15 protein-coding genes are annotated in these 13,879 nt (G+C 73.1%); 8 read left to right on the top strand and 7 right to left on the bottom strand.

Going from position 1 to position 13,879, the window contains the following annotated elements; genetic code table 11:
* Positions 1-19: 19 nt before the first annotated feature.
* Positions 20-1,480 (bottom strand): DUF3152 domain-containing protein, encoded by a 1,461-nt coding sequence (locus tag ACIQWR_RS01600; RefSeq protein WP_404004156.1) that lies wholly within the window; start codon positions 1,478-1,480, stop codon positions 20-22.
* Positions 1,481-1,486: 6 nt separating this feature from the next.
* Positions 1,487-2,476 carry an alpha/beta fold hydrolase gene (locus tag ACIQWR_RS01595; protein ID WP_404004154.1) on the bottom strand — a complete coding sequence of 330 codons (990 nt, stop codon included), beginning with the start codon at positions 2,474-2,476 and terminating at the stop codon, positions 1,487-1,489.
* A 150-nt stretch (positions 2,477-2,626) separates the two neighbouring features.
* Here ACIQWR_RS01595 and ACIQWR_RS01590 point away from each other — a divergent pair, with 150 nt between their 5' ends.
* The 4 genes from ACIQWR_RS01590 (at position 2,627) to ACIQWR_RS01575 (ending at position 4,430) form a co-directional block, all read left to right on the top strand.
* On the top strand, positions 2,627-2,842 hold the full coding sequence (locus ACIQWR_RS01590) for a hypothetical protein (RefSeq protein WP_404004152.1): 216 nt from the start codon (positions 2,627-2,629) through the stop codon (positions 2,840-2,842).
* Between the two features lie 159 nt (positions 2,843-3,001).
* The gene (locus tag ACIQWR_RS01585) at positions 3,002-3,643 is read left to right on the top strand and encodes a TetR family transcriptional regulator (protein WP_404004149.1); all 642 of its coding nucleotides are present in this window, start codon (positions 3,002-3,004) and stop codon (positions 3,641-3,643) included.
* A 140-nt stretch (positions 3,644-3,783) separates the two neighbouring features.
* Entirely contained in the window at positions 3,784-4,011 is a 228-nt protein-coding gene (locus ACIQWR_RS01580) for a DUF3107 domain-containing protein (protein ID WP_399259980.1), read from the top strand.
* Positions 4,012-4,133: 122 nt separating this feature from the next.
* On the top strand, positions 4,134-4,430 hold the full coding sequence (locus ACIQWR_RS01575; RefSeq protein ID WP_404004147.1) for a hypothetical protein: 297 nt from the start codon (positions 4,134-4,136) through the stop codon (positions 4,428-4,430).
* Between the two features lie 268 nt (positions 4,431-4,698).
* On the opposite strand, the gene ACIQWR_RS01570 is transcribed toward ACIQWR_RS01575, so the two are convergent.
* The gene (locus ACIQWR_RS01570) at positions 4,699-5,457 is read right to left on the bottom strand and encodes a ferritin-like fold-containing protein (RefSeq protein ID WP_404004144.1); all 759 of its coding nucleotides are present in this window, start codon (positions 5,455-5,457) and stop codon (positions 4,699-4,701) included.
* 494 nt (positions 5,458-5,951) lie between these two features.
* On the opposite strand from ACIQWR_RS01570, the gene ACIQWR_RS01565 reads away from it, so the two are divergent.
* From ACIQWR_RS01565 to ACIQWR_RS01555, 3 genes are all read left to right on the top strand, one after another.
* The gene (locus ACIQWR_RS01565; RefSeq protein ID WP_404004142.1) at positions 5,952-7,889 is read left to right on the top strand and encodes a DEAD/DEAH box helicase; all 1,938 of its coding nucleotides are present in this window, start codon (positions 5,952-5,954) and stop codon (positions 7,887-7,889) included.
* 114 nt (positions 7,890-8,003) lie between these two features.
* A complete protein-coding gene (locus ACIQWR_RS01560) occupies positions 8,004-8,879 on the top strand; it encodes an alpha/beta fold hydrolase (protein WP_404004140.1) in 876 nt (291 codons plus the stop codon).
* A gap of 85 nt (positions 8,880-8,964) precedes the next feature.
* A complete protein-coding gene (locus tag ACIQWR_RS01555) occupies positions 8,965-9,117 on the top strand; it encodes a hypothetical protein (protein WP_330332467.1) in 153 nt (50 codons plus the stop codon).
* A 101-nt stretch (positions 9,118-9,218) separates the two neighbouring features.
* On the opposite strand, the gene ACIQWR_RS01550 is transcribed toward ACIQWR_RS01555, so the two are convergent.
* The 4 genes from ACIQWR_RS01550 to ACIQWR_RS01535 all read right to left on the bottom strand — a co-directional run bounded on the left by ACIQWR_RS01550 (position 9,219) and on the right by ACIQWR_RS01535 (position 12,421).
* A complete protein-coding gene (locus tag ACIQWR_RS01550) occupies positions 9,219-9,824 on the bottom strand; it encodes a MarC family protein (RefSeq protein ID WP_404004137.1) in 606 nt (201 codons plus the stop codon).
* Between the two features lie 170 nt (positions 9,825-9,994).
* The gene (locus ACIQWR_RS01545; RefSeq protein ID WP_404004134.1) at positions 9,995-10,867 is read right to left on the bottom strand and encodes a PHP domain-containing protein; all 873 of its coding nucleotides are present in this window, start codon (positions 10,865-10,867) and stop codon (positions 9,995-9,997) included.
* A 144-nt stretch (positions 10,868-11,011) separates the two neighbouring features.
* A complete protein-coding gene (locus ACIQWR_RS01540) occupies positions 11,012-11,659 on the bottom strand; it encodes a DUF6758 family protein (protein WP_404004132.1) in 648 nt (215 codons plus the stop codon).
* Between the two features lie 177 nt (positions 11,660-11,836).
* On the bottom strand, positions 11,837-12,421 hold the full coding sequence (locus ACIQWR_RS01535; protein WP_404004130.1) for a suppressor of fused domain protein: 585 nt from the start codon (positions 12,419-12,421) through the stop codon (positions 11,837-11,839).
* Between the two features lie 336 nt (positions 12,422-12,757).
* Here ACIQWR_RS01535 and ACIQWR_RS01530 point away from each other — a divergent pair, with 336 nt between their 5' ends.
* A complete protein-coding gene (locus ACIQWR_RS01530) occupies positions 12,758-13,873 on the top strand; it encodes a magnesium and cobalt transport protein CorA (protein ID WP_404004127.1) in 1,116 nt (371 codons plus the stop codon).
* Positions 13,874-13,879: the final 6 nt, after the last annotated feature.

Raw genomic sequence — 13,879 nt, 5'->3', positions numbered from 1 at the left:
CCCACCACCACGGACCTGGTCAACTGGTCGGGTAGACCCAGGGGTTGGGCTTGCAGGAGATTCCGTCGATGTCGAGCGACTTCGTCTGCTGCTGCATGATCGGCGCGAGCGCGCCCGGCGTCCTGCAGCTCACGTGGTCGTGTCCGAGCCGGTGCCCGACCTCGTGGTTGATGAGCATCTGGCGGTAGGCGTACATCTGGTCCTGGCCGTAGGTCGGCGAGCCCTGTGCCCAGCGGAAGGCGTTGATCATCACGCGCTCGGTGGACGCGGAGTCGCAGGACACGTTGTCGACGGTCGTGTCGAGGCTGGACTTCGCGCACCACACCCCGGTGGTGCCCGGGCTGGCCAGGGTGATCGCGAAGTCGGCCGTCCCCGAGGCGACCCGCTCGAAGCGCATGTCGCCGTCGTGCGCCCAGCTGCGCGGATCGTTCAGGGTGCGCTGGACGGCCTCGGCGAAGAGGTCCGCGTCCAGGCCGAGGCCCTGTTCCACGTCGACCCGGTAGCGGACGAGGCGTCCCTTGCCGGGGGCCGGTGCGCCGGTGGAGACCGTGTCGAAGGTGCCCGGGCCGGCGAGGTTCGCGGCGATCGGGTAGGGGTCGGCCATCTTCTGCTCGTACGTCTTGACGACCGCCTGCTGACCACCGCCCACCGCGGGCGCGTCGGGCGTCGCGCGGCCGTCGGAACGGGAGGCCGCGGACTGGCCGGGGGCGGCCCGGTCGGCGGCGGTGTCGCCGGCGCTCTGCACGCCGAGGTGGCTGCCGCCGTCGTCGCCCACGACCTGCCCGGCCACGACGACCGCGAGGACGGTGGTGACGGCCGCGGCGGCCATGCCGGTGTAGGTGCGGACCTTGCGGCCCCGGGTCGCCGGGGACCGCTTGACCGGCGTCGAGCGCGAGCCGCGGCGGGGCGGGGGCACCCGGCGGTGCGAGCCGGTCGAGGGGCCGCCGCCCGCGGGGTGCGCGGAACCGGCGCCCGGCACCGCGGCCCGGGGCGTCGCGGCCTCGGGGAAGACGGCGGTATCGGGGAACACGGCGGTATCGGGCGCTTCGGCCTCGGGGAAGACGGCGGCCGCGGTGGCCACGGCGGCCCGGTACGCCGCGGCGGCCGGGGCCGGCGCGGGGCTCCCGTACGCGGCGGGGCTCCCGTACGGCGCGCCGCTCCCGTACGCCGCCGGGGCCGGGGCCTGCGCGGGGACACCGGGGGCGGGGGACGGCGCGGGGTGGCTGCGGGGAACGGCGCGCCAGTCGCCGTACGCCCCGCCGGGCTCGTGGATCTCGGGGTGGCCGGCGCGCGCCGCGGGCGCGGGCTCGTTCGCGTACCCCTGGTGGCTGGCCGTGGGCTCGGGCCGGTGCCGGTGCCCGCTCCCGGAAAGGGGTGCGGCGGCCGCGGCTTCCGGGTGCGCGGAAGCCGGGTCGGGGCCGCCCTGGTCACCGTGGACCGGGCGGGGAGGAGCGGAGTCCTTGCGACTATGTCGTCCCACCGGTGCTCAGCCTCTGCCGTCTTCGTCTCGTACGTCGTTCTGCCCGGCGGTGCCCAGCAGGTCCCGGAAGGCCGATGCCACGACCTCGGGGTGCTCCATCATCGCCACGTGCCCGGCCTCGGGCAGGCACAGCAGCCGCGAGCCCCGGAAGGAGGCCGCCGCCTTGTGCGCCATGCGGTACGAGACCAGTTGGTCCCTGCCACCGTAGACCAGCAGGGTCGGCGCGAGGACCCGCTCGGCCTGGCGCCACAGCCCGTGCTGTCCGCCGAGCGTGTAGGCGTCGACGATTCCGCGCGAGGAGCGGGCGAGCGCCTCCCAGAAATAGGGGAGCCGCATCCGCCGTTCGGTCTCCTCCACGGCGTGCCGGAAGCCCTCGGACGTCACCCGTGAGGGGTCGCCGTAACAGAGCCCCATCACCCCGCGGGTGCGCTGTTCGGCGGTCAGGTCCCGGCTGAGGCGCGCGAAGAGCGGCGCGACGCCCGGGACCGCGAGCAGCGCGGTGGGCACGGCGGAACGCTGCACCCGCAGCTCGGGCAGGGCGGGCGAGATCAGCGTCAGCGTGCGGACGAGGTCGGGCCGCACCGCGGCGACGCGGGTGCTGACGGCCCCGCCGAGCGAGTTCCCGACGAGGTGCACGGGCCCCCGCCCCGCGGCGTCCAGGTGCCGGATGACCGCGCGGGCCATGGCGGTGACCGAGTAGTCCCGGTCGGCGGGCGGCGGGGAGGTCCCGAAGCCGGGGAGGTCGACGGCCTCGCCGTCGACGGTGTCCTCCAGCAGCGCCATCAGCGCCGACCAGTTCTGCGAGGAGCCGCCGAGTCCGTGGACGAAGAGGGCCGGCGCGAGTCCTTCGCGCACGGGCGGCCGCGAGCGGACGGTCAGCGTCAGACCGGGCAGCGACGCGCTGCGCAGCCGCTCCCCGTCGGCCACGCGGACGGCGCCCACCAGGCCCGATGGTTCGGCGGCGGAGCGTACACCGGGCAGCTCGGTCGAAGACATGGGCGCAATGTTACGAGAGGATCACGTCCGGAACCGTGTGTTCGCCATCACAGAGCCGTATAGCGCCCGGCCCCGGAGGCTCCTACGCTCGAAGGAGGAGGCGGGAATTCCAGAGGAGACGAAGGTAATGAGGGGAATGAGGGGAACCACATGACGGTCGACCCTGCGGAACCGGAGACCTTCCGGGACCTCGTGCGGGAAGCACCGGGACCCGAGGCTCCCGAGGCGGACGCGGCGGAGCAGCGCACCGAGCTGACCCCGCTCGACGACGATCCGGTCATCGCGGCCGATCCCGGCCGAGCGGCGGACGGGGACGCGGCGGAGCAGGCGCGCGTGGTGGCCCTGGACGAGGACGACTACCGCTGACCGGGCCGACCGCGACCGACCCGGGCTGACCAGCGGCGCTTGCCGGCGTCCGTACCGCGAGAAAACTCGGCCCGGACCCCCCGGATTCGGTTACCGAAAAGTACGATGGCGGGCGCGGCGCACTGCGCCGCAGGGTTCCGAGAGAAAGTGGGAGGCGGCGTGACAGCCATCGAGCAGACCGAGGCGGCGCGCCCGCGGGGCACCCGACTGCCGCGCCGAGCCCGACGCAACCAGCTCCTGGGCGCGGCCCAGGAAGTGTTCGTCGCCCAGGGCTACCACGCGGCGGCGATGGACGACATCGCCGAGCGCGCGGGCGTCAGCAAGCCGGTGCTCTACCAGCACTTCCCGGGCAAGCTGGACCTGTACCTGGCCCTGCTGGACCAGCACTGCGAGTCGCTGCTCCTGGCGGTGCGCACCGCGCTGGCGTCGACCACCGACAACAAGCTGCGCGTGGCCGCGACGATGGACGCGTACTTCGCGTACGTCGAGGACGAGGGCGGCGCCTTCCGGCTCGTCTTCGAGTCCGACCTGACCAACGAGCCGTCCGTGCGCGAGCGGGTCGACCGGGTCTCCCTCCAGTGCGCCCAGGCGATCTCGGAGGTCATCGCCGAGGACACCGGCCTGTCGACGGACGAGTCGATGCTGCTGGCCGTGGGCCTGGGCGGGGTCTCGCAGGTCGTGGCCCGGTACTGGCTGTCCAGCTCCAGCCCGGTCGCCCGGGACACCGCGGTCGGCCTGCTGACCTCGCTGGCCTGGCGCGGCATCGCGGGCTTCCCGCTGCACGGCACCGACGGCCACTGACCGCGCACGACGCACCCGTCGGCGCACCTGTTCGCTGCCAGCGTGTCGGCTGTACGCCATTCGCGTCGCCTCCGCGGGCTAGGGTGGGGGCGAGTACGGCGCGGTGATCGCGCGAACCGGATCGTCGGAGGGACAAAGCCGTGGAGGTCAAGATCGGCGTGCAGCACGCACCCCGGGAGATCGTGCTGGAGAGCGGCCTGAGCGCCGACGAGCTCGAGAGCATCGTCGCCGACGCACTGTCCGGCAAGACGCAGCTGCTCAGCCTCACCGACATCAAGGGCCGCAAGGTCCTGGTGCCGGCCGACCGCCTGTCGTACGTCGACCTGGGCGAGCCCAGCATCCGCAAGGTGGGCTTCGGCGCGCTCTGAGGAGCGAAGAGAACCGAACGCGACGGCCCGGTGGTTGACCCCACCGGGCCGTTTCTCTTTCTTCCGCTTCGGGTAGGACGCCTGTGATCCGATTTGCCCTGACCTGCGGGAGGGACCTCATCATGCTGCTGGAAGCGCTCGGCTCAGCCCTGCTCGGTCTCGCCTTGGCCGCCGCGGCCCTCAGAATGCTCCCGACGCGCCTGCCCTCATCCAGAACCGTGCTGGTCAGCGCGGCATTGGGGGCGTTGTTCGGGTCGTACCTCACGCACTACGCGCTGGGCCCGGGACACACCACGCCGAGCGCCACCATCCTCGGTGGGGCGCTCGTGTCGGCGGTGGTCCTCTCCCTCCTGCTGCGGCCCGCGCGGCGGCCCGGGAGGACGTCCGGCCGGACTCCGTTTTCGGTCCCGGCGGGCTGATGAATAGCTGACGAACACCTAGTGCTGTGGCCGGAAAGGTTTGCCGGGTCGCGGTGTCCGGTGCGGTACATCGCAAGGCGGAGGGCCACGGCTCGTACTGGACGTACTTGCGTGGTCCGACAACGCCGCGAGGTGCCGTGCCGGGCGCCGCGACACGGCGAACCTTTCCGGTCACAGCACTACCGGTCATGGCGGTGGCCCCGAAGCGGACATCCGCTGCGGGGCCACCGTCATGACCGGCCGGGATCCGGCCGGCGGGCGGGCGTCGTCAGGCCGCGAGGCCGAGGGCCGCCATCCGCTTGGTGTGCGCCTTGGTGATGCGGGTGAACATCTCGCCGACGGCCGCGAGGTCGAAGCCCGCGGCCATCCCGTCCACCCCGCCGACGAGCATGGTGGAGAGCGCGTCGCGCTCGGCGACCACGCGCTGCGCCTGCGAGAGCGCCTCGCCCATCAGGCGGCGGGCCCACAGCGCGAGGCGGCCGCCGCAGCGCGGGTCGGCCTCGATCGCGGCGCGCACCTTCTCGACGGCGAAGCCGCCGTGACCGGTGTCGTCGAGCACGGCGAGCACGAGGGCGCGGGTGTCGATGTCGAGGTGGGTGGCGACCTCGCGGTAGAAGTCACTGGCGATCGAGTCGCCGACGTAGGCCTTGACCAGGCCCTCCAGCCAGTCCGACGGCGCGGTCTGGCGGTGGAAGTCGTCCACGCCCTTGGCGAAGGGCTCCATGGCGCCGGTCGGCTCGGCGTCGATGGCCGCGAGCCGGTCCCGCAGCCGCTCGAAGTGGTGGAACTCGGCGGACGCCATCTTGGCCAGCTCGGCCTTGTCATCGAGGGTGGGCGCGAGCTTCGCGTCCTCCGCGAGTCGCTCGAAGGCGGCCAGTTCTCCGTACGCGAGGGCGCCGAGCAGGTCCACGACGGCGGCCCGGTACTGCGGCGAGGCGGAGGCCTCGGACCAGTTCTGGGCGGCGATGCCGGCGTTCGCGCCGGGATCGTCGGCTGCGGCGGGCGATGCGTTTTCTACGGTCGACATGCTCCGCACAATAGCCCGCTCGGGCCCCGTGGAAACCACGTGCCCACCACACGGGAGCCCGCCGCGAAACCGGTGGTCCGACCCGCACGCCGGTGTCGACCTGGTGAATTCACCCGACACAGCTGCGCGATTCCGGGGTACAGTGGTAATGCGCCTGCCGGATACTCGGCGGGCCGTCCCAATGAGGATGCCCGGTCGGTGGCCCGATCGGCTCCAACCCCGACCGCCCTCGGCGTGGTGTGTGCGTTCATGCGCATCGCCCACGAGGGGCCCCCTCAGCGGCATGAGCGCTTGAGCGAAGGCCCGTGGTCCCGCGCAGCTTCCGTACACAGCAGTACTGCAAGCCTGGCACGGTACGACCCCCTTCGCCGCCTCGGGCCGCGTCTCACAGAAGAGGCAGCACCCTGACTACGTTCCGAGACCTCGGGATCTTCCCCGAGACCGCCGAAGCCCTTGAAGCCGTCGGCATCGTGTCCCCCTTCCCGATCCAGGAGATGACCCTCCCCGTCGCCCTCACCGGCACGGACGTCATCGGCCAGGCCAAGACCGGTACCGGCAAGACGCTCGGTTTCGGCCTTCCCCTGCTGGAGCGGGTCGTCGTCCCCGCGGACGTCGAGGCAGGCCGGGCCCGCCCCGACCAGCTGACCGACGCCCCGCAGGCCCTCGTGGTGGTTCCGACCCGCGAGCTCTGCACCCAGGTGACCAACGACCTGCTGACCGCGGGCAAGGTCCGCAACGTCCGCGTCCTCGCCATATACGGCGGCCGCGCGTACGAGCCGCAGGTCGAGGCGCTCAAGAAGGGCGTCGACATCATCGTCGGCACCCCGGGCCGCCTGCTCGACCTGGCCGGGCAGAAGAAGCTCGACCTGTCGCACATCAAGGCCCTCGTCCTGGACGAGGCCGACGAGATGCTCGACCTGGGCTTCCTGCCCGACGTCGAGCGGATCATGAGCTACCTGCCGCCGAAGCGTCAGACCATGCTGTTCTCGGCGACCATGCCGGGCGCGGTCATCGGCCTGGCCCGCCGGTACATGACGCAGCCGACGCACATCCGCGCCGTCTCCGAGGACGGCGAGGGCGCGACCGTCGCCAACACCGCGCAGCACGTCTTCCGCGCGCACAACATGGACAAGCCGGAGCTCGTCTCCCGCATCCTGCAGGCCGAGGGCCGCGGGCTCGCCATGATCTTCTGCCGCACCAAGCGCACCGCGGCCGACATCGCCGAGCAGCTCGAAAAGCGCGGCTTCGCGTCCGGCGCCGTCCACGGCGACCTGGGCCAGGGCGCCCGCGAGCAGGCGCTGCGCGCCTTCCGCAACGGCAAGGTCGACGTGCTGGTCTGCACCGACGTCGCCGCCCGCGGTATCGATGTCGAGGGTGTCACCCACGTCATCAACTACCAGACCCCCGAGGACGAGAAGACCTTCCTGCACCGCGTGGGCCGCACCGGCCGCGCGGGCAAGAAGGGCATCGCCGTCACCCTGGTCGACTGGGACGACATCCCGCGCTGGCAGCTGATCAACAAGGCGCTGGAGCTGGACTTCCACGACCCGGTGGAGACGTACTCCACGTCCCCGCACCTGTACGAGCAGATGAACATCCCGGCCGGCACCAAGGGCATCCTGCCGCGCGCCGAGCGCACGCGGGCCGGCCTGAAGGCCGAGAACCTGGAAGACCTGGGCGAGACCGGCGGCCGCGGTGGCCGTGGCGGTCGCGGCCCGGCCGCCGCCGCCGCTCCGGTCGCCGAGGAGCGTCCCGAGCGCACCCGCACGCCGCGTCAGCGCCGCCGCACCCGTGGCGGTTCCGAGGCCGAGGGCGCCGTGGCCGTGGAGAGCCCGGCCGTGGAGAGCTCGGCCGTGGCCGTGGCCGCTCCGGTGAGCCCGGTCGCCGAAGCCCCGGTCGCCGACGAGGCGCGCAAGCCGCGCCGCCGCCGCACCCGTGGCACGGCGCCCGCCGCCGTCACCGAGGCGCCCGCCGCCGCGGTGACCGAGGCGCCCGCGGTCACCCGCACCCCGGCCATGCGCACCCCGATCACCCGCGCACCGGCCACCCGCACCTCGGCCACGCGCACCCCGGCCAAGCTCGAACCGCTCGCGCCGTTCGTCCCGGCCGTGGCCGAGGTCGACTTCCAGATGGCGCCGCTGGTCGAGCCCGCCCCGGTCCGCAGGGCCACCCGCGCGCCCCGCAAGGCGCCGGCTCCGGTGACCCGTACGGTCGCCAAGGCCGCCGTGGTCGAGGCGCCCGTCGCCGTGGCCCCCGCGGTCGCCGTGGTCGCCGTGGTCGAGGAGGCTCCGGTCAAGCCGAAGCGCACCCGGACCCGCAAGGTCGCCGAGGCCGCCCCGGTCGCCGAGGCCGCCGCGGTCGCCACCGAGGACGCTCCGGTCAAGCCGAAGCGGACCCGGACCCGCAAGGCCGCCGCCGCCCCCGAGGCGTAGGCACCCGTTCCACCGGACGGCCCCGCTCCCCCCTTCCGAGGGGGGAGCGGGGCCGTCCGCGCATCCCGGCGCAGTGCCCGGGCGGCGCTGCCTACGGGCCGGTAACCTCTGGCCATGAGCAAGCCGCCGCGCCTCACCCTGCCGCCCCACGCCCGCGCCCGGTCCCTGAGCACCGACCGGGGCGCGTTCGCCGTACACGAGGCCGGTGAGCCGCTGCGCGGCACCGCCTTGCTGGTCCCCGGGTACACCGGGAGCAAGGAGGACTTCATCGGCCTGTTGGAGCCCCTGGCGACGGCCGGGTACCGGGTCGTCGCGGTGGACGGGCGCGGGCAGTACGAGAGCGCCGGGCCGCGCGACGAGGACGCCTACACCCTGGCCGAGCTGGGGCGGGACCTGCTGGCCCAGGCGGCCGCGCTGGACGCCGGCGACCGCCCGGTGCACCTGGTCGGCCACTCGCTGGGCGGTCTGGTCGCCCGCGCCGCCGTCCTGCGCGACCCGGCCCCCTTCGCCTCGCTCACCTTGATGAGCAGCGGCCCCGCCGCCATCGACGCCGGCCAGCAGGACCGTACGAAGCTGCTCGTGGCGGCGCTGGAGATGCTGCGGGAGGACATGCCCGCCGTGTGGGCGGCCATGCGCGCCCAGGATCCCGTGGACGCGGCGCCGGACGGCGAGGAGCTGGCGGAGTTCCTGCGGGGGCGCTGGCTGGCGACCGTACCGGAACAGCTGATCGCGACCGGGCGGATCCTGATCTCCGAGCCCGACCGGGTGGCCGAGCTGGCCGCGGTGGAGCTGCCGAAGCTGGTGCTGTCGGGGGCCGTGGACCAGGCGTGGCCGGTGCCGTGGCTGGACGCGATGGCCGCCCGCCTCGGGGCCCGGCGGGCCGTCATCGAGGGCACCGAGCACTCCCCCAACGCGGAGGATCCGGCGGCGACGGCCCGGGCCCTGACGGCCTTCTGGGCAGACTTCGACGGGTCAATCCTTAGCAAGTGAAAAAATTTCCTTAGCGTAGGGAATGTTTGCCTCCTACACTTCGTTGGAACACATGCAAGGAGAACACCGACGAAGGGAGAAGCCGATGCGCTTCGAGATTCTGCGCCTGGACGATGTCGACGGAACCGCCGTGGACAGCACCGTCGTGGACGCGGCCTCCGTCAACCGGATCGTGCAGCAGGCCGCGTCTATCGGCCAGCGCATCCTCATCCGACCGTTCGAGTCCGCGTCCTCCTGACGGCGAACCCACGCCGCACCCATTGCACGACGCCCCCGCACCGACCCGGTGCGGGGGCGTTCGCATGACCGGCGGCGGGCGCCGCGGCCCGTTCGGGGCGCTCAGGCGTTGTGGACGACCTGGAGCACGCCGTTGATGATCTGCTGGACCGCGATCGCGGAGAGCATCATGCCCGCCAGCCGGGTCACCAGCACCACGCCGCCGTCCTTGATGACCCGGATGATCACCAGCGAGTAGCGCATCGTGAGCCACAGCACCACGTGCATCGCGATGATCGCGCACCAGACCGAGATCTGTCCGGTGAAGCCGTCGGCCTTCTGCACCGCGAGGATCACCGAGACGATCGCACCGGGACCGGCCAGCAGCGGCATGCCCAGCGGCACCAGCGCGACGTTCACGTCCTTGGTCTGCTTCGGCTCGTCCGTCTTGCCGGTGAGCAGGTCGAGCGCGATCAGCAGGAGCAGCAGACCGCCCGCGATCATCAGCGCGGGCACCGAGACGTGCAGGTAGTCGAGGATCTGCTGGCCGCAGATGCCGAAGACGGCGATCACGCCGAAGGCGACGCACACCGCCTGCCAGGCCATCCGGCGCTGCACCTTGGCCGGGCGGCCGGAGGTCAGCGCGAGGAAGATCGGGGTGATCCCGGGGGGATCCATGATGACGAAGAGGGTGAGGAAGAGGGAGCCGAAGACGGCGAGATCGAACACAGTGATGCCTTGCGCCTTGCAGGAGATGAGGGGTGTGGGTGAAGGGTGTGGGGACGTACGCGAGCGCGCGTGCGGGACCCGCTCCGGGAGGGGACCCGGAAGCCGGGGAGAACCCGTGGGACGCGTGGGCCCTGAAGGGGATGGCGCGCGCGGCGGGCGTACGGGGGCGCTTACGCGCCGGTGCGGTCGCGTCCGCCCGCGCCGGGCACCGGGAAGGCGCCGGTCGCGCGGCGGGTGATCTCGCCGTAGATCTCGGGGTCGGTCGTGAACTCCCCGAGCCGGCAGGTCTTGCGACTGCCGTGGTAGTCGCTGGAGCCCGTCGTCAGCAGGCCCAGCTCGCCCGCGAGGCCGCGCAGCCGCGCGCGCGTGGCGGGATCGTGGTCCATGTGGTCCACCTCGACGCCGTCCAGACCCGCGGCCGCGAGCTCGGCTATCGCGGCCTCCGGCACGCACTGCCCCCGTTTGAGGGCGAGCGGGTGCGCGAAGACGGTGACGCCGCCGGCCGCCTTGACCAGCCGGATCGCCTCGAAGGGGTCCAGCTCGTGCTTGCGGGCGTAGGCACGGCCGCCGTCGGCCAGCCACTGCGGGGTGAAGGCGTCCGAGACGCTGGCCACGACGCCCGCCTCCACCATCGCCGTGGCGATGTGCGGGCGGCCGACCGAACCGTCGCCGGCGATCCGTGCCACCTGTTCCCAGGTGATGGGGACGCCGAGCTCCTGGAGCGTGCCCACCATCGCCCGCGCGCGCGGCACCCGGTCGTCGCGGACCAGCTCGCGCTCGCGGAACAGCTCGGGCTCGGCCGGATCGAAGAGGTACGCCAGCATGTGCAGCCCGATGCCGTCGAGGCGGCAGGACAGCTCGGCGCCGGTGACCAGGGTGAGTCCGCGCGGCGCCGCCGCGATCGCCTCGGCGTAACCGCCGACGGTGTCGTGGTCGGTCAGGGCGACGACGTCCAGCCCGGCGGCGGCCGCGTTGCGGACCAGCTCTGCGGGGGTGTCCGTACCGTCGGAAGCCGTGGAGTGGGCGTGCAGGTCGATGCGCACGGCACGGCTCCAGGGATCGGACGGACGGGGACACCTCAGGATAACCGGGCAGAAGGTCCTGCTCTGGCCAAGGCTTGACGGGCGTACGGGCGAAGGGGACCGGCGGGCGGGGGCCGCGACCGGGACCCGCTCAGCCGGCCCGTCTCACGTGGCTCCGCCCAGGATCCGCGGGCTCAGCGCCCCGCAGGGCAGGAGCTCCACCTCGGCGCCCGCGTCCCGCAGATCGGTCAGCACCAGCTCGTCGTACATCAGCAGCCCGGACTGCTCGGGCCACACGACGGCCCACAGCCACAGCCCGCGCGCCTCGCCCGCGAAGACGGCGCGGTCCTCCGGGGTCCCCGTGACGTGCCACATCGGGGTCGGCCGCCCGGCGGCCACCACCTTGGCGTGCGGCGGGGCCGATACGTCCATGAAGGGGCCCGGGTCGGGGCCGTCGATGCCCGCGTACCGCGCGCCCAGGCCCACGCCCAGCTCCTCGGCGACCAGCAGCAGCTCGCCGATGCCGCCCAGCGGACCGGGCCCGGAGCACGCCACCGCGGTGGCCCGCCCGCCGCTGCGGTCGTCCCCGGCGGACACGACCCCGGTGAACAGCCAGCCGACCGGCAGCGGCCACGGCATCCACACCGGCACCTGCGCGCGGTGCACCACGACGCCGAGACCCTCGACGCTGGGCGGGATGACGGGCTGCAGGGGGTGGACGGTGCCGTGCACGGAGCACTGCCAGGAGTCAGCGAAAAGACCGGGCGCCCTGACCCGGCCACCACACTTCGGGCAACTCGGTTCGCCCCTCATACAGAGCCACGCTCCTCCCCGTCCGCCGCCGCGTCAAGGGACGATCACCCGTCCGGAGTCGATACCTACCCCCGGTGGCGCCCGTCAGTCGCCCGGAGCCGCCCGTCCGGGGCGCCGGTCGGCCCCGCCCGGTCGGCCCCGGCCGTGTCGGCGCCCGGCCGTGTCGGCGCCCGGCCGTCAGTCCAGGGACACGGAGGTGCGCCGGGGGTCGCGCAGGTCCGTGCCGCGCGCGAGCCAGCGTTCCTGCAGGGCCGCCGCGCCGTGCACCCGCTTCCAGGCGGCCTCGTTCCCGGTCATCGGCAGCAGCGGCAGGAACCGCACCGGGTCCATCGGCGCGTCCAGCTCCAGGTCCTCCACCAGCCCGCCCGGCTCGGCGACCAGGACGGAGCTGAACGGCGCCCCGGGCCACAGCGGTTCACCCACGTCCAGCGAGGCCCCGGGCGACACCACGAGCCCCTCGACCTGCGGGGAGGCCCCGAGGACCGCGAGCGGCCGCAGCACCGGGTCGGTCGGGACCACGCCCGCCCGCACCGTCAGGACCAGCTCGGCGCGCGGCCCGCGGACCGGATCGGACACCACCACGGTGGGATCGCCCATCGGCTGCGCCGACATCCCGAGGGTCGCGTAGCGCACCACGTCGCCGTCGAGGAAGCGGAGGACCTCGATGCGGTCGGTGCCGAGGAAGGTGACGGCGGCGCGGGCGTCGGGCTCACCCAGCGCGGTGCGCAGCCGGGCTTCGACAAGTGCCAGAAGTTCTGCCATGGGGCGAGCATAGAACTCCTATCGCTGGGGTAAAGGCAGGCTCTTGACCATCCGTCGGCTGTTACTGTGGACCGCTGGCCGGGGCCACACGCAGAAGCGTGGATGCATGCTCCGGCGACAGGACTTCCCCTACGGGGGACCGGCCGGAGGAGGTGGGGCTGCAATGGGTCGAAGTCGATCGTGCAGTACCAACCGCTCTTCCACGGGCGCATCACGCTCCCTTTGAGCTGAAGAGCGACGGCAGAACCTTTCCTCCCGTCCTGCTTCCTTCCGTCTGCCCGCAGCGGCGGAAGGTCTCCGACCCGCGTGGCCCGCAGCCGCGCGAAGGAGCCTGCCATGTCGATGCTGCCCTACCTCCGCGCGGCCGTACGTCCCGCGCTGCGCAGGTCCACCCCGGCCCAGTCCGGCTACGACACCACCCGCGACCACTCCGCGAGCAGCGCGGTCGTCGACTGCGCCGTCTACCGCGCGGGCCGCCGCGACCGGGGTGCCGGCTGCCTGACGCCGCGCGAGGCGATGCGCCGGGTGCGCGAGGACGGCGGCTTCGCCTGGATCGGCCTGCACGAGCCGACCGAGGCCGAGTTCGCCGGGATCGCGGCCGCCTTCGGACTGCACCCGCTGGCCGTGGAGGACGCGGTGCACGCCCACCAGCGGCCGAAGCTGGAGCGCTACGACGACACCCTCTTCACCGTCTTCAAGACCATCCACTACGTCGAGCACGCCCAACTCACCGCAACCAGCGAGGTCGTGGAGACCGGCGAGGTGATGTGCTTCACCGGCCCGGACTTCGTCATCACCGTGCGGCACGGCGGCCAGGGCTCCCTCAAGGGCCTGCGCCACCGGCTCCAGGACGACCCCGAGCTGTTGGCCAAGGGGCCCTCTGCCGTCCTGCACTCGATCGCGGACCACGTGGTCGACGGGTACATCGCGGTGGCCTCGGCGGTCCAGGACGACATCGACGAGGTGGAGAGCGCGGTCTTCGCGGCCCCCGCCAAGGGCAGTCCGCGCGGTGCGGACGCGGGCCGGATCTACCAGCTCAAGCGCGAGGTGCTGGAGTTCAAGCGGGCGGTGTCCCCGCTGCTGCGGCCGATGGAGCTGCTCAGCGAGCGGCCGATGCGGCTGGTGGACCCGGACATCCAGAAGTACTTCCGCGACGTCGCCGACCACTTGGCCCGGGTGCACGAGCAGGTCATCGGCTTCGACGAACTGCTGAACTCGATCCTCCAGGCCAATCTGGCGCAGGCCACGGTCGCGCAGAACGAGGACATGCGCAAGATCACCTCGTGGGCGGCGATCATCGCGGTGCCGACGATGATCTGCGGGGTCTACGGCATGAACTTCGAGCACATGCCGGAGCTGCACTGGCGCTACGGCTACCCGATGGTGATGGCCGCCATCGCCGCCAGTTGCTTCGCCATCCACCGGTCCCTGCGCCGCCACGGCTGGCTGTAGGGGCCG

This window comes from Streptomyces sp. NPDC098789, from assembly GCF_044759975.1.
Lineage (GTDB): Bacteria > Actinomycetota > Actinomycetes > Streptomycetales > Streptomycetaceae > Streptomyces.
This window is presented reverse-complemented; position numbering and strand designations above follow the sequence as displayed.

Excerpts from the sequence above, each read along its gene's own strand:
- ACIQWR_RS01595 (WP_404004154.1), bottom strand. The coding sequence starts at position 2,476 with ATGTCTTCGACCGAGCTGCCCGGTGTACGCTCCGCCGCCGAACCATCG.
- ACIQWR_RS01590 (WP_404004152.1), top strand. The coding sequence starts at position 2,627 with ATGACGGTCGACCCTGCGGAACCGGAGACCTTCCGGGACCTCGTGCGG.
- ACIQWR_RS01575 (WP_404004147.1), top strand. The coding sequence starts at position 4,134 with ATGCTGCTGGAAGCGCTCGGCTCAGCCCTGCTCGGTCTCGCCTTGGCC.
- ACIQWR_RS01570 (WP_404004144.1), bottom strand. The coding sequence starts at position 5,457 with ATGTCGACCGTAGAAAACGCATCGCCCGCCGCAGCCGACGATCCCGGC.
- ACIQWR_RS01565 (WP_404004142.1), top strand. The coding sequence starts at position 5,952 with ATGACCCTCCCCGTCGCCCTCACCGGCACGGACGTCATCGGCCAGGCC.
- ACIQWR_RS01560 (WP_404004140.1), top strand. The coding sequence starts at position 8,004 with ATGAGCAAGCCGCCGCGCCTCACCCTGCCGCCCCACGCCCGCGCCCGG.
- ACIQWR_RS01555 (WP_330332467.1), top strand. The coding sequence starts at position 8,965 with ATGCGCTTCGAGATTCTGCGCCTGGACGATGTCGACGGAACCGCCGTG.
- ACIQWR_RS01540 (WP_404004132.1), bottom strand. The coding sequence starts at position 11,659 with ATGAGGGGCGAACCGAGTTGCCCGAAGTGTGGTGGCCGGGTCAGGGCG.
- ACIQWR_RS01535 (WP_404004130.1), bottom strand. The coding sequence starts at position 12,421 with ATGGCAGAACTTCTGGCACTTGTCGAAGCCCGGCTGCGCACCGCGCTG.
- ACIQWR_RS01530 (WP_404004127.1), top strand. The coding sequence starts at position 12,758 with ATGTCGATGCTGCCCTACCTCCGCGCGGCCGTACGTCCCGCGCTGCGC.